At 63.9% G+C, this 22,934-nt stretch carries 12 protein-coding genes; 9 read left to right on the forward strand and 3 right to left on the reverse strand.

The window, feature by feature from the left end; translation table 11 throughout:
* Positions 1 to 106: 106 nt before the first annotated feature.
* Both ACK56M_RS23420 and ACK56M_RS23425 read left to right on the forward strand, forming a co-directional pair.
* A complete protein-coding gene (locus tag ACK56M_RS23420) occupies positions 107 to 4,375 on the forward strand; it encodes a DEAD/DEAH box helicase (protein WP_411959096.1) in 4,269 nt (1,422 codons plus the stop codon).
* Between the two features lie 277 nt (positions 4,376 to 4,652).
* A complete protein-coding gene (locus ACK56M_RS23425) occupies positions 4,653 to 6,272 on the forward strand; it encodes an FMN-binding glutamate synthase family protein (protein ID WP_191472204.1) in 1,620 nt (539 codons plus the stop codon).
* Positions 6,273 to 6,415: 143 nt separating this feature from the next.
* Here ACK56M_RS23425 and ACK56M_RS23430 read toward each other — a convergent pair whose 3' ends face one another.
* A complete protein-coding gene (locus tag ACK56M_RS23430; RefSeq protein ID WP_411959097.1) occupies positions 6,416 to 7,834 on the reverse strand; it encodes an amino acid permease in 1,419 nt (472 codons plus the stop codon).
* Positions 7,835 to 8,310: 476 nt separating this feature from the next.
* Here ACK56M_RS23430 and ACK56M_RS23435 point away from each other — a divergent pair, with 476 nt between their 5' ends.
* The 3 genes from ACK56M_RS23435 to ACK56M_RS23445 all read left to right on the forward strand — a co-directional run bounded on the left by ACK56M_RS23435 (position 8,311) and on the right by ACK56M_RS23445 (position 12,849).
* Positions 8,311 to 11,460, forward strand: coding sequence for a transglycosylase domain-containing protein (locus ACK56M_RS23435; protein ID WP_054573738.1), 3,150 nt, complete (start codon positions 8,311 to 8,313; stop codon positions 11,458 to 11,460).
* Positions 11,461 to 11,549: 89 nt separating this feature from the next.
* Complete coding sequence (locus tag ACK56M_RS23440) at positions 11,550 to 12,095, forward strand: PadR family transcriptional regulator (RefSeq protein ID WP_054573739.1); 546 nt, start codon at positions 11,550 to 11,552, stop codon at positions 12,093 to 12,095.
* Positions 12,088 to 12,849 (forward strand): siderophore-interacting protein, encoded by a 762-nt coding sequence (locus ACK56M_RS23445; RefSeq protein WP_015271584.1) that lies wholly within the window; start codon positions 12,088 to 12,090, stop codon positions 12,847 to 12,849. The genes ACK56M_RS23440 and ACK56M_RS23445 overlap by 8 nt, the downstream gene beginning before the upstream one ends.
* Before the next feature lie 243 nt (positions 12,850 to 13,092).
* Here ACK56M_RS23445 and ACK56M_RS23450 read toward each other — a convergent pair whose 3' ends face one another.
* Together ACK56M_RS23450 and ACK56M_RS23455 are read right to left on the reverse strand one after the other, a co-directional pair.
* Positions 13,093 to 13,728 (reverse strand): Pr6Pr family membrane protein, encoded by a 636-nt coding sequence (locus tag ACK56M_RS23450; protein ID WP_015271585.1) that lies wholly within the window; start codon positions 13,726 to 13,728, stop codon positions 13,093 to 13,095.
* 1 nt (position 13,729) lies between these two features.
* The gene (locus tag ACK56M_RS23455; protein ID WP_003252112.1) at positions 13,730 to 13,951 is read right to left on the reverse strand and encodes a VF530 family DNA-binding protein; all 222 of its coding nucleotides are present in this window, start codon (positions 13,949 to 13,951) and stop codon (positions 13,730 to 13,732) included.
* A gap of 165 nt (positions 13,952 to 14,116) precedes the next feature.
* On the opposite strand from ACK56M_RS23455, the gene ACK56M_RS23460 reads away from it, so the two are divergent.
* The 4 genes from ACK56M_RS23460 to lon all read left to right on the forward strand — a co-directional run bounded on the left by ACK56M_RS23460 (position 14,117) and on the right by lon (position 22,917).
* A complete protein-coding gene (locus ACK56M_RS23460) occupies positions 14,117 to 16,168 on the forward strand; it encodes a TonB-dependent receptor (protein ID WP_100412742.1) in 2,052 nt (683 codons plus the stop codon).
* A 315-nt stretch (positions 16,169 to 16,483) separates the two neighbouring features.
* Positions 16,484 to 17,818: a carbohydrate porin gene (locus ACK56M_RS23465; protein ID WP_100412743.1), complete on the forward strand. Its 1,335-nt coding sequence runs from the start codon at positions 16,484 to 16,486 to the stop codon at positions 17,816 to 17,818.
* A gap of 30 nt (positions 17,819 to 17,848) precedes the next feature.
* Positions 17,849 to 20,260, forward strand: coding sequence for a glucose/quinate/shikimate family membrane-bound PQQ-dependent dehydrogenase (locus tag ACK56M_RS23470; RefSeq protein ID WP_013973985.1), 2,412 nt, complete (start codon positions 17,849 to 17,851; stop codon positions 20,258 to 20,260).
* A 236-nt stretch (positions 20,261 to 20,496) separates the two neighbouring features.
* Positions 20,497 to 22,917, forward strand: a complete 2,421-nt coding sequence (lon, locus tag ACK56M_RS23475) for an endopeptidase La (RefSeq protein ID WP_054573742.1) — start codon at positions 20,497 to 20,499, stop codon at positions 22,915 to 22,917.
* Positions 22,918 to 22,934 lie beyond the last annotated feature (17 nt).

Here is a 22,934-nt window from a genome sequence, read left to right on the forward strand (position 1 = left end):
GCCAGAGAGCGGCGCAGTACCCGCGAAGAGGCCGACACAGGTCGTAGCCGATCCAGCAGACGAACGGCCCCTTGCCAACCCGCCCCACACCCTCCATAACCAACACATGAACCTGCCCGCCAAACACCACCCGGTGCTCGAGCTGTTCCACCCCGCCGTGCGCACCTGGTTCCGTCGCCACTTCGCTACGGTGACCGATGCCCAGGCCCAGGCCTGGCCGTTGATCCATGCGGGCCAGTCGATGCTGCTAGCCGCACCGACCGGCTCGGGCAAGACCCTCAGTGCGTTCCTGGCCGTGCTCGACGAACTGTTCCGCCAAGGCCTGGAGCACCAAGGCGAGCTACCAGCGCAAACCCAGGTGGTCTACGTTTCGCCACTCAAGGCGCTTTCCAACGATATCCGCCTGAACCTGCAAACCCCGCTCGAAGGCATCAGCCAGGCCATCGCGGACCAGGGCCTGAACGCCCCGCGCATCACCACGGCCGTGCGCAGCGGCGACACCCCGCAGAAGGAGCGTGCCGCCATGCGCAAGCTGGCGCCGCACATCCTGGTGACCACCCCCGAATCGCTCTACGTGCTGATGGGCTCGGCTTCTGGCCGTAAAGGCCTGGCCAGCGTGCACACGGTAATCGTCGACGAAATCCATGCCCTGGCAGGCAACAAGCGCGGCGCCCACCTGGCACTGACCCTGGAGCGCCTGCAGGCCCTGTGCAACCGGCCGTTGCGGCGCATCGGCCTGTCGGCCACGCAACGCCCGGTCGAGCGGGTGGCGCAATTTCTGGTCGGCAACGGCCGCCCCTGCGCAATCGTCGATGTCGGCCATGCTCGGCAGCGCGACCTGGCCATCGAGGTGCCGCCAGTGCCGCTGGGTGCAGTGATGTCCACCGATGTCTGGGGCCTGGTCTATGACCGCCTGGCCACCCTGGCGCGCGAACACCGCACCACCCTGGTGTTCGTCAACACCCGGCGCCTGGCCGAGCGCATCACCCGCCACCTCAGCGACCGGCTGGGCAAGGAGGCGGTTGCCGCGCACCACGGCAGCCTGGCCAAGGAACTACGCCTGGATGCCGAACAACGCCTGAAGAATGGCCAGTTGCAGGTGCTGGTGGCCACTGCATCGCTGGAGCTGGGCATCGATATCGGTGACATCGATCTGGTCTGCCAGATCGCCTCACCAGGTTCGATAGCGGCCTTTCTGCAGCGGGTCGGCCGCGCCAGCCACCAGGTCGATGGCGTGCCAAAGGGCCGCTTGTTCCCGACCTCGCGCGATGACCTGATCGAATGCGTGGCCCTGCTCGACTGCATACGCCGGGGGGAGCTGGACGAGCTGCACATTCCACGGGCGCCGCTGGACGTGCTGGCCCAGCAGATCGTCGCCGAAGCCAGCAACCAGCCCTGGCACGAACAAGCCCTGTTCGACTGCCTGCGCCAGGCCACGCCCTATGCCGAACTCGACCAGCAACATTACCAGGCCCTGCTGCGCATGCTCGCCGAGGGCTACAACGGCCGCCAGGGCGTGCGCAGTGCCTATCTGCACCGCGATGCGGTGAGCGGCACCCTGCGTGGCCGCCGCGGCAGCCAGCTGACCGCCCTGACCAGCGGCGGCACCATCCCCGACAACGCCGACTACGCCGTGCTGCTCGAACCGCAGGCGCTGAACATCGGCAGCGTCAACGAAGACTTCGCCGTGGAAAGCATCGCCGGCGACATCTTCCAGCTTGGCAATGCCTCCTATCGAATCCTGCGGGTCGAGCCGGGCCGGGTGCGGGTGGAGGATGCCCATGGCCTGCCACCGACCATTCCATTCTGGCTGGGCGAGGCGCCGGGGCGCAGCGACGAGCTGTCCGCCGCGGTGGCCCGGCTGCAGGCGCAGATCGACCAACAGCTGGCTGACAACAACCAGGCCGAGGTGCTGGCATGGTTGCAGGCCACCTTCGAACTGGGTGAAGACGCCGCCGGCCAGTTGCTCGACTACCTGGCCCGCACCCGCGAAGTGCTTGGTGCCCTGCCCTCGCAGGACACGCTGGTGATGGAGCGCTTCTTCGATGAGTCCGGCGGTACCCAGTTGATCATCCATTCGCCCTACGGCAGCCGCATCAACCGCGCCTGGGGCCTGGCCCTGCGCAAGCGCTTCTGCCGCACCTTCAACTTCGAGTTGCAGGCGGCGGCCAGCGAGGACGCCATCGTGCTGTCGCTGTCCTCCAGCCACAGCTTCGAACTGGACGACGTGTGGCGTTACCTGAATAGCCGCAACGCCGAGTCGATCCTTGTCCAGGCACTGCTCGATGCGCCGCTGTTCGGCGTGCGCTGGCGCTGGAACGCCAGCGTGACCATGGCCTTGCCGCGCTTTGTCGGCGGTCGCATGGTGGCGCCACAGATCCAGCGGATGAAGAGTGAAGACCTGATTGCCGCCGTGTTCCCCGACCAGATCGCCTGCCTGGAGAACATCGTCGGCGAGCGGCAGATTCCCGATCATCCGCTGGTCGAGCAAACCCTCGACGACTGCTTGCACGAGGCGATGGATAGCGAAGGCTGGCTAGCACTTTTGCGGCGCATGGAAAGCGGCACGGTACGCCTGCTGTGCCGCGATCTGCCCGCCCCTTCGCCGTTGGCGGCGGCCATCCTCAATGCACGGCCATATGCCTTCCTGGATGACGCGCCACTGGAAGAGCGTCGCACACAGGCAGTGCTCAACCGGCGCTGGAACGAGGTGCAGAACGGCGACGACCTGGGCGCGCTGGACGCCGATGCGATTGCCGCCGTGACGGCCGAGGCCTGGCCGCAACCGGGCAACGCCGACGAAATGCATGAAGCGTTGATGGGCCTGGGTGTCATCAGCCAGGACGAAGTGCAGGGCAATGCCGGCTGGGAGCTGCTGCTCAGACAATTGGCCAAGGCTGGCCGGGCCTTGCGCCTGGTGGATGAAAAACTGTGGCTGGCACGCGAGCGGTTGAGTCTGCTGCAGGTGCTGTATCCCGGCTCCCGGCTGGAACCTGCGTTGCAGGTACTGCCAGGCTTCGATCAGGCCATCGAGCCGGACATTGCGCTGGTCGAACTGTTGCGAGCCCGCCTGAGCGGCCATGGCCCGCTGACCCGTGCGCAGATTGCGGCAGCACTTGGCAAGCCGCTGCCGGCCATCGAACAGGCCCTGGCCCGCCTGGAGGCCGAAGGCTATGTGCTGCGTGGGCATTTCAGCCCCGGCGCAAGCGAACTGCAGTGGTGCGAGCGCCATTTGCTGGCGCGCATCCACCGCTACACAGTCAAACGCCTGCGCCGGGAGATCGAGCCGGTCAGCCTGCAGGACTTCGTGCGCTTTCTGTTCGACTGGCAGCACCTGGCTGACGACACGCGCCTGCGCGGCCCGCAAGCCGTGGCCGAGGTACTTGGCCAGTTGCAAGGGTTCCCGAGTGCAGCCGGAGCCTGGGAGGCCGAACTGCTGCCGGCACGTATCAAGGACTACAGCCCGCACTGGCTCGACGATGCCTGCCGTAGCGGGCAGTTTGCCTGGAGCCGGCTGGCGGCGACCGTGTCGAGCAACACCTTGTCGAGCACACCGCTGGTGCTGCTGCCACGCGAGCATCTTGGGTTGTGGCGCAGCCTTGCCCCCGTACCCGCCCTGGATAGCCTCGGCGCACGGGCGCAACGCGTCCACGAGGTGCTGAACGCACATGGCGCGCTGTTCTTCGACGAGCTGGCACACGACGCCCACCTGCTGCCCAGCGAACTGGAGACGGCGTTGCAGGAGCTGGTAGGCGCAGGGCTGGTAGGGGCCGACAGCTTCACCGGCCTGCGCAGCCTGATCACCCCGGCGGCGAAACGCACATCGCGCAACAGCCGACGCGGCCACCCACCGCTGTCCAGCAGCATGTCCCATGCCGGGCGCTGGGCGTTGCTGCGCAGGGGCGCTGTAGACGACAGCCAGCGCCTGGAGCACATCGCCCGGGCCCTGCTACGGCGCTATGGCGTGGTGTGCTGGCGCCTGCTGGAGCGCGAAAGCGATGTGTTGCCGCCCTGGCGCGAATTGCTGCGCTGCTATCACCGTCTGGAAGCGCGTGGCGAGATTCGTGGCGGGCGTTTCATTGCCGGGCTGGCTGGCGAACAGTTCGCCTTGCCGGAGGCGGTGGGGCTGCTGCGGCAGGTGCGGCGGCGTGAATTGGACGGGACTCTGGTGGTGGTGAGTGCCAGTGACCCGCTGAACCTGGTTGGGTCGTTGCTGCCGGGGGCGAAAGTGCCGGCGGTGAGTGGCAACCGCCTGCTGTACCGCGACGGGGTGCCAGTGGCGATGCGGGTGGCAGGGCACTATTCGTACCTGGTCGAAGCGCCGGCACAAGAGCAGGAAAGCTGGCGGCAGAAGCTGCTGCGCGACACTATCTGAATCCCTTGTTGCTGACTTCAGGGCATGCACAGCACCTGTAGGAGCAGCCTTGTGCTGCGAAGAGGCCATTATTGCCGAAGACAATCTGTTTCCCTACTGGCCTCTTCGCAGCATAAGGCTGCTCCTACAAAAGCCCGTGTTGGCCTGAAGACTATCGCCAGGCTCTGCGAGAATGATTTTCGCTACCCCGATTTTAATTTGCACAGCCGAGCAACTTGGCTATGGTCGGGGTTTGCCCCAGGCCCTGAGCCTGACCGCGCCATCGCAAGGACCCTGTATGAGCCTGTCACTTCTCAGTCGCTATGCCTTCTTCGCCACCTGTGTGCTGTTCACCCTGGCGAGCCTGCCGTTCACCCACCACGAATGGCTGTGGCCGTTCACCCTGAGCACCGGCATCCTCAGCCTCATCGGTCTGTTCGACCTGTTGCAGCAACGCCACGCAGTACGCCGCAACTATCCGATCCTGGGCAACATCCGCTATCTGGTCGAGGCCATTCGCCCGGAAATTCGCCAGTACCTGCTGGAGGCGGACAGCGACGCCCTGCCGTTCTCCCGCGCCCAGCGCTCGCTGGTTTACGCAAGGGCGAAGAACGAAGCCTCGGACAAACCCTTCGGCACCCTGATCGACGTGTACGAGTCCGGCTTCGAATTCATCGGCCACTCCATGCGCCCGGCGCCATTGGCCGACCCGGCAAGCTTCCGGGTCATCGTCGGCGGGCCGCAATGCAGCCAGCCATACTCGGCGTCGATCTTCAACATATCGGCGATGAGCTTTGGCTCGCTCAGCGCCAACGCCATCCGCGCCCTCAACCAGGGCGCCAAGCTGGGCAACTTCCACCATGACACCGGCGAAGGCAGCATCAGCCCCTATCACCGCGAGCATGGCGGCGACCTGGTCTGGGAACTGGGCAGCGGCTACTTCGGGTGCCGCACGCCAGACGGGCGCTTCGACCCCGAACGCTTTGCCGCCCAGGCACGCAGCCCGCAGGTGCGGATGATCGAAATCAAGATGAGCCAAGGCGCCAAGCCCGGCCATGGCGGCATCCTGCCCAAGCACAAGGTGACCCGGGAAATCGCCGAAACCCGTGGTGTGCTGATGGGCGAAGACTGCATATCGCCGTCGCGCCACAGCGCCTTCTCCACACCCATCGAGATGATGCAGTTCATCGCCCAGTTGCGTGAGCTGTCTGGCGGCAAACCGGTAGGTTTCAAGTTTTGCCTGGGCCACCCGTGGGAGTTCATGGGCATCGCCAAGGCCATGCTGGAAACCGGCATCCTGCCCGACTTCATCGTCGTCGACGGCAAGGAAGGCGGCACCGGCGCGGCGCCGGTGGAGTTCACCGACCACATTGGCGTACCGCTGCGCGAAGGGTTGCTGTTCGTGCACAACACCCTGGTTGGCCTGAACCTGCGCGACAAGATCAAGCTGGGCGCCAGCGGCAAGATCGTCAGCGCGTTCGACATTGCCAGCGTGCTGGCCATTGGCGCTGATTGGGCCAACTCGGCGCGCGGCTTCATGTTCGCCATCGGCTGCATTCAGTCGCAGAGCTGCCACACCAACAAGTGCCCGACCGGTGTGGCCACGCAAGACCCTCTGCGCCAGCGTGCGCTGGTGGTGCCGGACAAAGCCCAGCGGGTGTTGAACTTCCACCACAATACCTTGCGTGCCCTGGCCGAAATGCTTGCGGCAGCGGGCCTGGAGCACCCGGCGCAGCTGGAAGCCAAGCACCTGGTACGGCGCATCTCGGCCACCGAGATCAAACTGTTCTCGCAGATGCATGTGTTCTTGAAGCCGGGTGAACTGCTGACTGGCGAGGTGAACGGGCAGTTCTATTCGCGCATGTGGCAGCTGGCGCGGGCGGACAGCTTTGAACCGAACAGCGAAGTGGCGGCCTGATAGAACCCTGGGGCTGCTACGCAGCCCATCGCGACACAAGGCCGCTCCTACAGGCGACCGCGACCCATGCAGCTGGCTGCGGTCGCCTGTAGGAGCGGCCTTGTGTCGCGAAAGGGCCGCAAAGCGGCCCCAGCCATTTCAGATCAGAAAGCAGTACTGGCCACACCCTGCGCGTCTTTCGGCGCCAGGCGGAACGCGTAGTACAGCACCGTCAGCAGCACCAGGAACGCCGGGCCGATGTACAGCGCCACGCGGGTATCCTCGAAGTACGCCATCAGGCCGACCACCAGCACCAGGAAGGCCAGTGCCAGATACGAGCTCAACGGCCACAGCCACATGCGGTATTTCAGCGCCTTGCGTTCAGTGGAGCTCAGGCCGGCGCGGAACTTCAGTTGCGCCAGCAGGATCATCACCCAGGTCCAGATCGCGCCGAAGGTGGCGATCGAAGTCACCCAGACGAAGACCTTCTCCGGCACCAGGTAGTTGGCCAGCACGCCCAGCAGCAGCGCGCCGATCGACAGCAGCAGCGCGTTGCGCGGCACGCCGTTCTTCGACGTACGGGCGAAGGCCGCCGGGGCCTGGCCGTTCTGCGCCAGGCTGTAGAGCATGCGCCCGGTGCTGAAGATGCCGCCGTTGCACGACGACAGCGCTGCAGTGATGACCACGAAGTTGATGATGCCGGCGGCGGTCTTGATGCCCAGGCGCTCGAAGGTCATGACGAACGGGCTGCCCTGGCTGCCGATTTCGCTCCAAGGGTAGATCGACAGGATCACGAACAGCGCACCGACATAGAACAGCAGAATGCGCCAGAACACCGAGCCGATGGCCTGCGGGATGGTCTTTTGCGGGTTGCGTGCTTCGCCGGCAGTCAGGCCGATCATTTCCACGCCCAGGTAGGCGAACATGACCATTTGCAGCGACATCAGCACGCCGGTCACGCCATTGGGCATGAAGCCGCCGTTGCTCCAAAGGTTGGAAATACCCACTGCCACGCCGTCATTGCCGAAGCCAAAGGCAATGATGCCGATGCCGCCAAGGACCATGGCGATGATGGTGACGATCTTGATCAGGGCGAACCAGAACTCGAATTCACCAAAGGCCTTGACGGCCACCAGGTTGACCGCCCCCATGCTGCCCAGCGCCGCCAGGGCCCAGATCCAGCGTGGTACGTCAGGGAACCAGATACCCATGTAGATGGCCACCGCGGTGATTTCGGCAACGCAGGTCACCAGCCACAGGAACCAGTAGTTCCAGCCGGTAAGGAAGCCCGCCAGCGGGCCTAGATAGTCCTGGGCATAACGGCTGAACGAGCCAGCGACAGGGTTGTGCACGGCCATTTCGCCAAGGGCGCGCATGATCACCAGGATGGCCAGGCCGCCGATGATATAGGACAACATGATGGCGGGGCCGGCCATTTCGATGGCCTTGGCCGAACCGAGGAAAAGACCGACACCGATACAGGCGCCCAGCGCCATCAGGCGGATGTGCCGTTCGCCCAGTTCACGCTTGAGCGGGCCGCCTTCAGCGGCCTGGCCGTGGGCAGAGTGGTTGCCGACTGGCATAGCAATACAACCTCATTTTGTTATTGGATTTGACCTTCGTGCAGCTCCAGCCAGGCCGATAGGCGTGGCATTGGCTTGCCGAACTGGCCTTGTGGGCCGGCCCGAGTGCCGGAATAGAGCGCCCGGCGAGGCGAAGGGGGCGAGCAGTATAGGAAGACCCTTGCAGGTTTTTTCGCTGTATAAACAGGAATATTCAGCTAGATCTCTGGGGCCGCTTCGCACCCCATTCGCAGCACAAAGCTGCTCCTACAATGGATACGCATTCCCCTGTAGGAGCAGCCTTGTGCTGCGAATGGGGCGCGAAGCGGCCCCAAATCGCCCGGCCACCATAGCAACATCGCCGTATGAAGAAACCCACACCAAAGCCGCATAGCCCTACGCCACTCTTCTCCGTCTCTTACAAATTTTTCACCTGACCCGCTCAACGTCTAAGCTTCAGACAAGCAAGACGAAAATACCTGGCCGGATAGAAGACTATGGGCGCACTGTGGCAATCGGAACCAAGCAGAACGGAAGCACCCGAGATACCTCCGGCCGAGACGCCACAACCAAAGTCCCCCCGTCAGCGTCGGCTATGGTGGCGGCTGATCATCCTCATGCTGCTGGTGGCGCTGGTTGCCATCGGCTTCGCTGCATATGACGAATTCCGCACCTCCAACCTGCAGTCGCGGGAATTCAGCAAGCTGGCAAGCACCCTCACCTATTCGCTGCAACCAGGCCCCAGCGATGCCATCGTCTACCCCGGCGAAGGGCCGTTCGACAAACGCCTGGGCTACAGTGCCCTGGGCGAATTCCTGCCACGCCTGCTCAAGCGCGACTACCTGATCAGCGAGCAGGTGAAGTTCTCGCCGGCGTTGATGAACTACGTCGATCATGGGCTGTTCGCCCCCTATATCGAGAAAATCCAGGCTGGCCTGTCGATCACCGACTGCCGTGGCGACATGCTGTACCAGTACAACTACCCGCAACACTTGTACCCGGACTTTGCGGCGATCCCGCCGGTTATCGTCAACAGCCTGCTGTTCATCGAGAACCGCGACCTGCTCGACACCAAGGACCCGCGCAACAACCCGGCCGTGGACTGGCCGCGCTTCGCCAAGGCCGCCTACAGCCAGGTGGCCAAGTACCTGGCCCTGCCCGGCCAGTCCGCTGGCGGTAGCACCCTGGCCACGCAGCTTGAAAAGTACCGTCATTCACCGGACGGCCTGACCGTTTCCGGCGCCGAGAAGATCCGCCAGATGATTTCCGCCAGCGTGCGTGCCTATCAGGGCGGCCCTGATACAACCGAGGCGCGCCAGCGCATCGTGCGGGACTACCTCAACAGCGTGCCGCTGTCGGCAGTACCTGGGCATGGCGAAGTGCATGGCATGGCCGAAGGCCTGCGGGTGTGGTACGGCGCCGATTTCGACCAGGTCAACCAGGCCCTGAGTTCCACCGCCAGCGACCCTGAGAGCATGGCCGCACGCGGCCTGGCCCTGCGCCAGGTGCTGTCGCTGATGATTGCCCAGCGCCGGCCGTCGCACTACCTGTCCAAGGGGCGGCTCGAACTGGCCGAACTGACCGACGCGCACATCCGCGTGCTGGCCGCCAACAAGGTCATCGAGCGGCCACTGGCCGACGCTGCACTGGCCAGCAAGGCGGTATACCGCGACTGGGTGGCGCAACCGACCATCGTGCCGATCGTCACCAACAAGGGCATCAGCCTGGCACGCAACCGCCTGGCAGCCATGCTCAACCGCCCGCTGTACGATCTCGACCGGCTGGATCTGTCGGCCACCAGCACCCTGCAGTCCGACCTGCAACTGCAGGTCAGCCAGTACCTGAAAAACCTTTCCGACCCTGAATTCGCGGCGCAGATCGGCCTGATCGGCGAACGCCTGCTCACCGCCAAGACCACCGATCAGGTGAGCTACAGCTTCACCTTGTTCGAGCGCACCGCCGACGGCTCGCGGGTGCGGGTGCAGACCGACAGCACCGACCAGCCATTCGATATCAACGAAGGCAGCAAGCTGGAGCTGGGTTCAACCGCCAAGTTGCGGGTGCTCACCACCTACCTGGAGATCATCGCCGAACTGCACGACAAATACGCCGGCAAGCCAGCCGCCGAGTTGAAGAAAGTCGAAGTCGCCGAGCTAGACCGCATCAGCCAGTGGTCGCTGGAATGGCTGGCGCAGAACAGCAAGAACCAGAGCCTGGACGCCATGCTCGATGCCGCACTGGAACGCAAGTATTCGGCCAACACCGGCGAAGCCTTCTTCACCGGCGGCGGCATGCATGTGTTCAACAACTTCCGCAAGGAAGACAACAGCCGCAACCCAACCCTCAAGGATGCATTGCGCGAATCGATCAACCTGCCGTTCATCCGCCTGATGCGCGACCTGGTGCGCTACGTGACCTACCAGCAACCGTATAACCGCGTGCCGCTGCTCAAGGACGACTCCGACCCGCGCCGCCAGGAATACCTGGCCCGTTTCGCCGACAAGGAAGGCACCAACTACCTGATGCGTTTCTGGAAGAAATACCAGCGCAAGACCTCGCAGCAGCGCCTGGACACCTTCCTCGACAGCATGCGCGTGACCCCGCAACGGTTGGCGGCCGTGCACCGCTACCTGTTCCCCGAGGCTGGCCAGGAAACCTTCAACGCCTTCGTCCGCGCCCACCTCAAGGGTGACAAGATCGTCCTGGGCAAACTGACCGATGGCCGCCTGTCGGAGATGTACGACGCCTATGGCCCGGGCAAGTACGACCTACCCGACCAGGGCTATATCGCCAAGGTCCACCCGCTGGACTTGTGGCTGTTGGGTTACCTGCTGAAGAACCCCGGTTCGACCTTGACCGAAATGGTCAATGCCAGCCGCTTCGAGCGCCAGGAGGTTTACGGCTGGCTGTTCAAGAGCCGCCATCAGGGCGCCCGTGACAGCCGCATTCGCACCATGGTGGAGATCGAAGCGTTCCTCGACATTCACCAGCGCTGGAAGCGCGTGGGCTATCCATTCGACCACCTGGTACCCTCGCTGGCCACCGCCATCGGCAGCTCGGGCGACCGCCCCGCCGCCCTCTCCGAGCTGGTCGGCATCATTCAGAACGACGGTGTGCGCCTGCCGACCTTGCGGATCGACACCCTGCACTTCGCAGCCAATACGCCTTACGAGACCAAGCTGGTCACCGACCCGGACCGGGGTGTGCGGATTCTGCCGGTCGAAGTCGCGCGCGCCCTCAAAGGCGCCATGTCGCAGGTGGTGGATGCGGGCACCGCGCGGCGTATTTCCGGCAGTTTCAAGCTGCAGGACGGCACGCCACTGGTGATGGGCGGCAAAACCGGTACCGGTGACAACCGCATCGAAAGCTTTGGTGCTGGCGGCCGACTGATCGGCTCGCGCTCGCTGAACCGAACCGCCACCTTCGTGTTCTTCCTGGGCGACAACCATTTCGGCACCTTGACCGCATTCGTGCCGGGGCGCTCGGCAGAGGCCTTCAAGTTCACCTCGGCGCTGCCGGTGCAGGTGCTCAAGGGTATGGCTCCGATTCTCATGCCTTACCTGCAACCGGGCAATCCGAATGAGTGCAAAGCGCCGCAGGTGGCCATGCACACAGCCGCGCCGCAAGGGGATACATCGAACAACTAGATGATAATCATCTGCAATTAAGGGCTTGTCTTTAGATATATCTTGAGTAATATCTTACGATATATCGCAAACGACGGAGCCCTGCCCCCATGCGCGAACATACCCCCCATGACCCCTTCGAGCGGCGCCCAGGTCGTGGCGAACGCGGCCCGCGCGTCTTCGCTCCCGGCGACCTCAAGCTGCTGATGCTGGCCCTGCTCGCCGAGCAGCCAGGCCACGGCTACGACCTGATCCGCCAGATCGAAAACCTGTTCGACGGTAGCTACAGCCCAAGCCCCGGGGTGATCTACCCCACCCTCAACTTCCTTGAGGAAGCCGAACTGATCAGCGGCCAGGTGCAGGGCAGCAAACGCCTCTATGCCATCACACAAGCCGGCCGCACCGCCCTGGCCGAACAGGCCGTCGCACTGGACGGCGTGCGCATGCGCATCGAAGTCAGCAAGCGCGCCCTGCGCGGCCACGACCGCCCACCAGAGATTCATGAAGCGGTCGGCAACCTGCGCCACGCACTGCACATGCACAGCGGCCGCTGGACACCGGAAGAAATCGAGCGGGTCCGCGACCTGCTCAACCACGCCGCCAAGGCCATCGCCTCCTCGCCGGCTGAACCTGCCAGGGAGACACCCCATGAGTGACACCATTCACCGCGTCAACCACGAAATCCGCCAACGCCACCTGCAGGTGCTGCGGGTCACCGAACTGACCCCGCGCATGCGCCGCATCACTCTCGGGGGTGCCGAGCTGCAAGGTTTCACCAGCGTGGGCAGCGACGACCATATCAAGCTGTTGTTCGCCGAAACGCCGGAGCAACAGCAAGCCATCGAGGCTCGCAACCTGGGCCGAGAAGGTGGCGCACGGCCTACCATGCGCGAATACACGCCACGGCGCATCGACCTGGTGGCCAATGAACTGGATATCGACTTCGTGCTGCACGGCGATGGCCCTGCATCCACCTGGGCCGCCCAGGCGGCACCCGGGCAAACCCTGAACATCGCCGGGCCGCGGGCTTCGATGGTGGTGCCGGACATCTTCGACAGCTACCTGCTGATCGGTGACGAAACTGCCATCCCGGCCATTGGCCGCCGCCTGGAGGAGTTGCCTGCGGGCCGTCAGGTGCTGGCGGTTATCCAGATCGAAGACGAGCAGGAACGCCAGCCACTGCCGAGCAAGGCACAGGTGGAGGTGATCTGGGTACGTCGCCAACAGGAGGACTTGCTGGCACTGGTGAAGAACCTGACCTTGCCGCAGGGCCGGTTGTACGGCTGGGTGGCACTGGAAAAAGCCCTGAGCCGGCAGGCCAAGGCACTGTTGCTGGAGAAAGGCTTGCCTGAGGATGCGCTCAAGGCTGTGGCCTACTGGCGTGCCGACGGGACTGCGGACGACGAATGATTGTTTATTGCCTGCATTAGTCCTATCGGGCAAGCCAGCCACAGGAATCGCGCAGCCCCTGTGGGAGCGGCCTTGTGTCGCGAAAGGGCTGCAAAGCAGCCCCAGCAATTTCAACTATCGCGCATCAATCCTGGGGCCGCGTTGCGGCCCTATCGCGACACAAGGCCGCTCCTACAGGTACAGCGACAACCTCGAGAGTAACGCTGTACCTGTGTGGCTTGCCGGCGATAGGGCCAGTGCAGGTCAAGCCAATCTGTGCAGCCCCCGCCACCGATCCAGCCCCAGCAACACCAGCCCAATCCCCCAGAACCCCGCCAACACCCCCAGGGCATTGAGCACTACCTGCCCATACCCCAGGCTCGCCACGTCGATGAACGGGTAGGCATACACGCCAATCTCGCTCCCACGCCACAGCGCGTAGGCAAAATATGTCGCCGGGTAAACCGCCCAGACCAGCAGATGCCATAGCCGCAACCTACCTTTGGGCACCTCGCACCACCAGTACAAGGCATATAGCACGGGCATCACATCGTGCAGCAACTCGTCCGCCAGCCATTGCCAGCCCTGCGGTTGCCACAAGTGACGCAAAAGCACGCTGTAGGCCAATGCCACCAGCACGATGCTGGCAGCCACTGCGGAACTCACCGAAGGCGACAGGAAAAAGCGTTTGGCACGGCCTTCCCGGCCAAACGCCGCATAACTGAGCACCGTTGCCACCAGGGTGTTGGTCAACACGGTGAAATACCCGAACACATTGATCAGGCCACCCACCAGGCTGGCCTGCTCCTGCCAACGCGCCAGCAGCACCAGATACACCTGCACGGTCAGGCCGAACCAGCCCAGCACGGCCATGCCGGTCAGCCAGGGGCGACGCGGCATGTCAGGCCTGGCGCTGCAGCTTCACGTACAGCTGCTCGACCTTTTCCCGTGCCCACGGCGTCTTGCGCAGGAAGGTCAGGCTCGACTTGATGGTCGGGTTGCTTTTGAAGCAGCGCACATCGATGCGCTCGGCCAGGCCCTGCCATTGGTAGTGCGCCACCAGCTCGGTGAGGATCTGTTCGAGGGTCTTGCCGTGCAGCGCGTTGTGTTGGGCCGTGCTCATGCCAGTGCTCCGTAGGAAAGATGCGCACCTTACACGAGTGTAGTGGTGGGTGGGATCAGGTGAGTCAACAGAAAAACCGCTGGCCAGGCGCAAAACCTCTGTGCTGAAATAGAGATGTTATATTGTAACAATACAAAAGCATCTGCCAAGGAACGCCCCATCCCCATGCTGTACACACCGCTTCGCCTCTCTCCCCTCGCCGTCGCGCTCTGGCTTGCCACACCACCCAGCCAAGCGGTGGAGCTCGAGCCCCAGGTCATCACCGCCAACCCTTTGGGTAACAGCCAGCTGGCCGCCCCCAGCACCGTGCTCGAAGGCGACAACCTGCTGCAACAGCAGCACGGCAGCCTTGGTGAAACCCTGAACAAGCAGCCCGGAGTCGCCTCCACCTGGTTCGGCCCTGGCGCCAGTCGCCCGGTAATTCGTGGCCTGGACGGCGACCGCATTCGCATCCTGCGCAATGGCGTCGGCACCCTCGACGCTTCATCACTGTCCTACGACCACGCCGTGCCGCTGGACCCGGTGACCGTCGAGCGCGTCGAGATCGTCCGTGGCCCGGCTGCCCTGCTCTACGGCGGCAACGCCATCGGCGGCGTGGTCAATACCTTCGACAACCGCATCCCGGATGCCCCCATCGAGGGCATCCACGGTGCCGGTGAACTGCGCTACGGCGGCGCCGATACCACCCGCAGCAGCGCTGGCAAGCTGGAGGCCGGCAACGGTGCCTTCGCCCTGCACCTGGATGCCAACAGCCGCCAGTTCAACGACCTGCGCATCCCCGGTTACGCGCGCAGTTCCAAGGTGCGCGATGCCGACGAACCCGGCAGCAAGCACCGCCTGGAAAACAGCGATGGCCGCCAGGACGGTGGCGCCCTGGGTGGCGCCTACCATTGGGACCACGGTTACGCCGGCCTGTCGTACAGCCGCTACGACAGTAACTATGGCTCGGTGGCCGAGCCAGGTGTGCGCCTGGACATGAAGCAGGACCATTACGCCTTCGCCTCCGAGCTGCGTGACATGGACGGCCCGTTCACTTCGATCAAGGTCGATGCCGGCTACACCGACTACGAGCATCGTGAAATCGAAGAAGGCGAGGTCCACACCACCTTCAGGAACAAGGGCTATGAAGCACGTATCGAAGCTCGCCACCAACCGCTCGGGCCGGTAGAAGGCGTGATCGGCGCCCAGGTCAGCCGCAACGAATTCTCCGCGTTGGGCGAGGAAGCCTTCGTCCCGCACACCGACACCGACAGCCTGGCGCTGTTCATGCTGGAGCAGTGGCAAGCCACCGAGCGCCTCAACCTGAGCCTGGGTGCACGCATGGAGCACACCCGGGTCGATCCGGATGCCAAAGGCAACGAGAACTTCGCCGACGCCGACAGCGCCAGCAGTTTCAACACCTTCAGCCTGTCTTCCGGGGCGGTGTACCAGCTCGACCCGGTCTGGTCGCTGGCCGCCAACCTCGGCTACACCGAGCGCGCCCCGACCTTCTACGAGCTGTATGCCAATGGTGCCCACGTGGCCACCGGAGCCTTTGAAGTCGGCGATGCCAGCCTGAACAAGGAAAAAGCCGTTTCCGCCGACCTGGCCCTGCGTTTCGACAACGGCACCCACAAGGGCAGTTTCGGGGTGTTCTACAGCCACTTCCGCAACTACATCGGCCTGATCAGCACCGGCAACATCCGCGAGGGGCATGACCACGATCATGATGAGGATGACCACGACCATGATCACGATCATGACCACGGCGGTTTCCCGGAGTACCAGTATCAGGGCGTGCGGGCGCGATTCTATGGCATCGAGGCCCAGGATCGCTGGCAGCTGGCCGAGAACCGCTACGGCAGCTTCGCGTTGGAAGTGTCTGGTGACTACACCCGGGCCAAGAACCTGGACAGTGGCGAGCCGCTGCCCCGCATCGCCCCGCTGCGCCTGAACAGCGGCCTGGTCTGGGAGCTGGACCGCTGGCAGGCGCGGGTCGACGTGCAACACGCTGCGTCTCAGCATCGCAAACCGGCCAACGAAACCAGCACTGATGGCTATACCACGCTAGGGGCCAGCGTTGGTTACCGCTTCGAAGTTGGCCAGAGCCAGTGGCTGGCGTTTGTGCGCGGCGAAAACCTGACGGACCAGACCGTGCGCTATGCCAGCTCGATCCTGCGCGACATCGCCCCGGCGCCGGGGCGTAGTGTGGAAGTGGGTCTGCGTACCACCTTCTGAAATCGCGGGGGCGCTTCGCGCCCCTTTCGCCGGCAAGCCCCACCGGTATTGCTTCTGCCTCAAGTGCAACGCCATCCTGTGGGAGCTGGCTTGCCGGCGATTGGGCTGCAAAGCAGCCGCCTCTGCAGCCAATTATTACCTGTCGAACAACAATCCACTGCGACAATTTGTCTTTTTTTCTTACAACTTCCCCTATATCCTCCCCGCCGCAAGCTGAATCGCTTCATCGAAACCATCTTGTCGCCATTTCCATTGAAGGGCCCGCCCTTCGATGCGCTTGCCGTTTATTCAACAATCAGAAGATAGCGCTATCTCATGCTCCAACTGCCCAAAACCTGTTACATCGGCCTAGCCCTCAGCGCCCTGGCGGCTCCCAGCAGCGCCAGCGAGATGTTCGCCAGCGATTCGCCATGGATGCTCGGCGACTGGGGTGGCACCCGCAGCGAACTGCTGGAAAAAGGCTACGACTTCACCCTCGGCTACACCGGCGAGATGGGCAGCAACCTGCATGGTGGCTACGACCACGACCGCACCGCGCGCTACAGCGACCAGTTCACCTTCGGCAGCCACCTGGACCTGGAGAAGATCCTCGGCTGGAACGACACCGAATTCCAGCTGACCATTACCGAGCGCCACGGCGACAACATCAGCAACGACCGTATCAACGACCCGCGTGTCGGCGGCTTCACCTCGGCCCAGGAGGTCTGGGGCCGTGGCGAAACCTGGCGGCTGACGCAGATGTGGATCAAGCAGAAGTACTTCGATGGCGCACTGGATGTGAAATTCGGCCGTTTCGGCGAAGGCGAAGACTTCAACAGCTTCCCCTGCGACTTCCAGAACCTGGCCTTCTGCGGCTCGCAGGTAGGCAACTGGGTAGGTGGCATCTGGTACAACTGGCCGGTCAGCCAGTGGGCCCTGCGCGTCCGCTACAACCTCAGCGATGCGCTCTACGCCCAGGTCGGCGTGTACGAGCAGAACCCCTCCAACCTGGAGTCGGGCAACGGCTTCAAGCTCAGCGGCAGCGGCACCCAAGGCGCGGTAATGCCGATCGAACTGGTATGGAGCCCACAGGTCAATGGCCTGAAAGGGGAATATCGCGCCGGCTACTACTACAGTAATGCCAAGGCACAGGATGTTCTCAAGGACAGCAATGGCCAGCCGGCAGCCCTCAGCGGCGCCGCCTACCGCAGCAGTTCGAGCAAGCACGGCTTGTGGCTCGGCGCCCAGCAGCAGGTGACTTCGCTGGCGTCCGACCAGTCGCGTGGCCTGAACCTGTTCGCCAACGCCACGGTGCACGACAAGAAGACCAATGCCATCGACAACTATGTTCAGGCAGGACTGGTATACAAAGGGCCATTCGACGCCCGCGCCAAGGACGACATCGGTTTCGCCCTCGCCCGCGTGCACGTCAACCCTGCCTATCGCAAGAACGCGCGTCTGGTCAACCAGGCCGCCGGCATCGACGACTATGACAACCCCGGTTTCCTGCCGGTACAGGACACCGAGTACAGCGCCGAGCTGTATTACGGCATCCACTTGGCCGACTGGCTCACGGTACGCCCCAACCTGCAGTACATCCGCCACCCAGGCGGGGTGTCGCAAGTCGATGGCGCCCTGATCGGCGGCCTGAAGATCCAGAGCAGTTTCTAACCCCTTTCTTGACCTGACGGAGAACCTACGATGAGCACTGAAGGTGCCAACAATGGAAGCCGCTGGCTACCGCGCCTGATCGGCGCGCTGCTGTTGCTGATGGGCCTGGCCCTGCTGGCTGGCGGCATCAAGCTGAGCCAGCTGGGCGGATCGCTGTACTACCTGATCGCCGGAATCGGCTTTGCCCTGTCTGGTATCCTGCTGCTGGCCCAACGCCGCATCGCCCTGGGCCTGTACGGCCTGGTACTGCTGGGCAGCACCGCATGGGCCCTGTTCGAAGTGGGCCTGGACTGGTGGCAACTGGTGCCACGCCTGGCCATCTGGTTTGCCATCGGCGTGGTCCTGCTGCTGCCTTGGGCGCGTCGTCCACTGGTCGGCCCGGCCAGCAAGGCCAACACTGCGCTGCTCGGCGTTGCAGTGGTAGCATCTGGCGCTTGTGCCCTGGGCAGCCAGTTCACCCACCCCGGTGAAGTGTTTGGCGAACTGGGCCGCGACAGCAGCGAAATGGCCAGCGCCGCCCCGGCCATGCCCGACGGTGAATGGCAGGCCTACGGCCGCACCGAGCATGGCGACCGCTATTCGCCACTGCGCCAGATCACCCCGCAGAACGCCTACCGCCTCGAAGAAGCCTGGCGCATCCGCACCGGTGACCTGCCGACCGAAAACGACCCTGTGGAGCTGACCAACCAGAACACCCCACTGAAGGTCAACGGCATGCTCTATGCCTGCACCGCGCATAGCCGCTTGCTGGCCCTGGACCCGGACACCGGCGCGGAAATCTGGCGCTTTGATCCACAGGTCAAGAGCCCCGTCGGCACCTTCAAAGGCTTTGCCCACATGACCTGCCGTGGCGTTTCGTACTATGACGAAAACCGTTACGTCAGCCGCGACGGCAGCCCGGCACCGAAAATTACCGACGCCGGCCAAGCGGTGGCCCAGGCCTGCCCTCGCCGCCTCTACCTGCCGACTGCGGACGCCCGCCTGATCGCCATCAATGCCGACAACGGCAAGGTCTGCGAAGGCTTCGCCAACCAGGGCGTGATCGACCTCACCACCGGCATCGGCCCGTTCACCGCTGGCGGCTACTACTCCACCTCGCCAGCCGCAATCACCCGTGACCTGGTGATCATCGGTGGCCACGTCACCGACAACGAGTCGACCAACGAGCCATCCGGCGTGATCCGCGCTTACGATGTACACGATGGTCACCTGGTGTGGAACTGGGACAGCAACAACCCGGACGACACCCAGCCACTGGCCCCCGGCAAGATGTACAGCCGCAACTCGGCCAACATGTGGTCGATCGCCAGCGTCGATGAAGACCTCGGCATGATCTACCTGCCACTGGGCAACCAGACCCCGGACCAGTGGGGCGCCGACCGCACCCCGGGCGCCGAGAAGTACAGCGCCGGCGTGGTCGCACTCGACCTGGCCACCGGCAAGGCTCGCTGGAACTACCAGTTCACCCACCACGACCTGTGGGACATGGACGTCGGCAGCCAGCCGACCCTGGTCCACCTGAAGACCGACGATGGCGTGAAGCCGGCAATCATCGTGCCGACCAAGCAAGGCAGCCTGTACGTGCTCGACCGCCGCGACGGTACGCCGATCGTGCCGATCCGCGAGATCCCCACCCCTCAAGGTGCGGTGAAGGGTGACCACACCTCGCCGACCCAGGCCCGCTCCGACCTCAACCTGCTCGGCCCTGAGCTGACCGAACAGGCCATGTGGGGCGCCACGCCGTTCGACCAGATGCTGTGCCGCATCCAGTTCCGCGAACTGCGTTACGAAGGCCAATACACTCCACCGTCCGAGCAAGGCTCGCTGGTCTACCCGGGCAACGTCGGTGTGTTCAACTGGGGTAGCGTGTCGGTCGACCCGGTGCGCCAACTGCTGTTCACCTCGCCCAACTACATGGCCTTCGTGTCGAAGATGATCCCGCGTGAGCAGGTGGCCGAGGGCAGCAAGCGCGAAAGCGAGACCAGCGGCGTGCAGCCGAACACCGGCGCACCGTACGCAGTGACCATGCACCCGTTCATGTCGCCCCTGGGCGTACCGTGCCAGGCCCCGGCCTGGGGCTATGTCGCCGCCATCGACCTGTTCACCAACAAGGTGGTGTGGAAGCACAAGAACGGCACCACCCGCGACAGCACCCCGGTACCGATCGGCCTGCCGGTTGGCGTGCCGAGCATGGGCGGCTCGATCGTCACCGCTGGTGGCGTCGGTTTCCTCAGCGGCACCCTGGACCAGTACCTGCGCGCCTATGACGTGAACAACGGCAAGGAACTGTGGAAAGCCCGCCTGCCCGCGGGTGGCCAGGCCACGCCGATGACCTACACCGGCAAGGATGGCAAGCAGTACGTGCTGGTGACTGCCGGCGGGCATGGCTCGCTGGGCACCAGGATGGGCGACTACATCATCGCCTACAAACTGGCTGAGTAAAGTTGCCGAGCCCCGCCAGCGGGGCTCACTCGTTGTAGTGGCCTCATCGCCGGCAAGCCAGCTCCCACAGGTACTCCATTAGCCTTGAAAGCAGTGGGCCACCTGTGGGAGCTGGCTTGCCGGCGATAGGGCCAGAACAGGCCACCAACGATCCCCTCCCTACTGCCATCATCTACCATTGAAACCCATCCCCCCGCGCCCCATCTAAGCACCATAGTCATTCACGCAGGTGCCCCATGAGCGACCAGCAGGATTTCCCGGAACATCCCGACGAACACAGCGAAGTCGAACACACCACACCCCAGGCCGAAACCGGCCACGCCCTCGCCCTGCCCGGCCAGCAGCTGCCGGACAAGGTCTACGTGATCCCGATCCACAACCGTCCGTTCTTCCCGGCCCAGGTGCTGCCGGTCATCGTCAATGAAGACCCTTGGGCAGAAACCCTGGACCTGGTAGCCAAGTCGCCAGACCACAGCCTGGCCCTGTTCTTCATGGATACCCCGCCAGAAGACCACCGCCACTTCGATACCTCGGCGCTGCCGCAGTACGGCACGCTGGTAAAGGTGCACCACGCCAGCCGCGAAAACGGCAAGCTGCAGTTCGTCGCCCAGGGCCTGACCCGGGTACGCATCCGTACCTGGCTCAAGCACCACCGCCCGCCGTATCTTGTAGAGGTCGAATACCCGCGCCAGCACGCCGAGCCGACCGACGAGGTCAAGGCCTACGGCATGGCGCTGATCAACGCGATCAAGGAACTGCTGCCACTCAACCCGCTGTACAGCGAAGAGCTGAAGAACTACCTAAACCGCTTCAGCCCCAACGACCCGTCGCCGCTCACCGACTTCGCCGCCGCCCTCACTTCGGCCACCGGCAACCAGTTGCAGGAAGTGCTCGACTGCGTCCCCATGCTCAAACGCATGGAAAAGGTCCTGCCGATGCTGCGCAAAGAGGTCGAGGTCGCGCGCCTGCAGAACGAGATCTCGGCCGAAGTCAACCGGCAGATCGGCGAGCACCAGCGCGAGTTCTTCCTCAAGGAACAGCTCAAGGTCATCCAGCAGGAGCTGGGCCTGACCAAGGACGACCGCAGCGCCGACCTGGAGCAGTTCGAGCAGCGCCTCGAGGGCAAGACCCTGCCGGACCAGGCGCGCAAGCGCATCGACGAAGAGATGGGCAAGCTGGCCATCCTCGAAACCGGCTCGCCCGAATACGCCGTCACCCGCAACTACCTGGACTGGGCAACCGCCCTGCCCTGGGGTGTGTACGGCAAGGACAAGCTCGACCTCAACCACGCGCGCAAAGTCCTCGACCAGCACCACGCCGGCCTCGATGACATCAAGGAGCGCATTCTCGAGTTCCTTGCCGTGGGCGCCTGGAAAGGCGAGATCAGCGGCTCGATCGTGCTGCTGGTGGGCCCGCCTGGGGTAGGCAAGACCAGCATCGGCAAATCCATCGCCGAATCGCTCGGCCGGCCGTTCTACCGCTTCAGTGTCGGCGGCATGCGTGACGAGGCCGAGATCAAGGGCCATCGCCGCACCTACATCGGCGCCCAGCCCGGCAAGCTGGTGCAGGCCCTGAAGGACGTCGAAGTGATGAACCCGGTGATCATGCTCGACGAGATCGACAAGATGGGCCAGAGCTATCAGGGCGACCCGGCTTCAGCGCTGCTGGAAACCCTGGACCCAGAGCAGAACGTCGACTTCCTCGACCACTACCTCGACCTGCGCCTGGACCTGTCCAAGGTGCTGTTCGTGTGCACCGCCAACACCCTGGACTCGATCCCCGGGCCATTGCTCGACCGTATGGAAGTGATCCGCCTGTCCGGCTATATCACCGAAGAGAAACTGGCTATCGCCAAGCGCCACCTGTGGCCCAAGCAGCTGGAAAAGGCTGGCGTGGCCAAGACCAGCCTCGGCATCAGCGACAGCGCCCTGCGTGCGGTGATCGAAGGCTATGCCCGCGAAGCCGGGGTACGCCAATTGGAGAAACAACTGGGCAAGCTGGTGCGCAAGGCCGTGGTCAAGCTGCTGGACAACCCCGAAGCCAAGCTGAAGATCGGCACCAAGGACCTGGAAGCTGCGCTCGGCATGCCCGTGTTCCGCAGCGAGCAGGTGCTCGCCGGCAAAGGCGTGATCACTGGCCTGGCCTGGACCAGCATGGGCGGCGCCACGCTGCCGATCGAAGCCACCCGCATCCACAGCCTCAACCGCGGCTTCAAGCTGACCGGCAAGCTGGGTGAGGTGATGAAAGAGTCGGCCGAAATCGCCTATAGCTACGTCAGCTCCAACCTCAAGCAGTTTGGTGGTGACCCAGGTTTCTTCAACGAAGCGTTCATTCACCTGCACGTGCCCGAAGGCGCCACGCCCAAGGACGGCCCAAGTGCCGGTATCACCATGGCCAGCGCCCTGCTGTCGCTGGCCCGTGACCAGGCGCCGAAGAAAGGGGTGGCCATGACTGGCGAGCTGACCCTGACCGGGCAGGTACTGCCGATTGGCGGTGTGCGCGAGAAGGTGATTGCAGCACGGCGGCAGAAGATCTTCGAGCTGATCTTGCCGGAGCCTAACCGCGGGGACTATGAAGAACTGCCGGACTACCTGCGCGAAGGCCTGACCGTGCATTTCGCCAAGCGCTTTGCCGACGTGGCCAAAGTCCTGTTCTAGCCACTCTTCGCGGGTAA

The sequence above is a fragment of the Pseudomonas sp. s4 genome (assembly GCF_046764235.1).
In the GTDB taxonomy this organism is placed as follows: domain Bacteria; phylum Pseudomonadota; class Gammaproteobacteria; order Pseudomonadales; family Pseudomonadaceae; genus Aquipseudomonas; species Aquipseudomonas asiatica.

Coding starts and splice junctions, on each gene's coding strand:
- ACK56M_RS23420 (WP_411959096.1), top strand. CDS start 107: ATGAACCTGCCCGCCAAACACCACCCGGTGCTCGAGCTGTTCCACCCC.
- ACK56M_RS23425 (WP_191472204.1), top strand. CDS start 4,653: ATGAGCCTGTCACTTCTCAGTCGCTATGCCTTCTTCGCCACCTGTGTG.
- ACK56M_RS23430 (WP_411959097.1), bottom strand. CDS start 7,834: ATGCCAGTCGGCAACCACTCTGCCCACGGCCAGGCCGCTGAAGGCGGC.
- ACK56M_RS23435 (WP_054573738.1), top strand. CDS start 8,311: ATGGGCGCACTGTGGCAATCGGAACCAAGCAGAACGGAAGCACCCGAG.
- ACK56M_RS23440 (WP_054573739.1), top strand. CDS start 11,550: ATGCGCGAACATACCCCCCATGACCCCTTCGAGCGGCGCCCAGGTCGT.
- ACK56M_RS23445 (WP_015271584.1), top strand. CDS start 12,088: ATGAGTGACACCATTCACCGCGTCAACCACGAAATCCGCCAACGCCAC.
- ACK56M_RS23450 (WP_015271585.1), bottom strand. CDS start 13,728: ATGCCGCGTCGCCCCTGGCTGACCGGCATGGCCGTGCTGGGCTGGTTC.
- ACK56M_RS23455 (WP_003252112.1), bottom strand. CDS start 13,951: ATGAGCACGGCCCAACACAACGCGCTGCACGGCAAGACCCTCGAACAG.
- ACK56M_RS23460 (WP_100412742.1), top strand. CDS start 14,117: ATGCTGTACACACCGCTTCGCCTCTCTCCCCTCGCCGTCGCGCTCTGG.
- ACK56M_RS23465 (WP_100412743.1), top strand. CDS start 16,484: ATGCTCCAACTGCCCAAAACCTGTTACATCGGCCTAGCCCTCAGCGCC.
- ACK56M_RS23470 (WP_013973985.1), top strand. CDS start 17,849: ATGAGCACTGAAGGTGCCAACAATGGAAGCCGCTGGCTACCGCGCCTG.
- lon (WP_054573742.1), top strand. CDS start 20,497: ATGAGCGACCAGCAGGATTTCCCGGAACATCCCGACGAACACAGCGAA.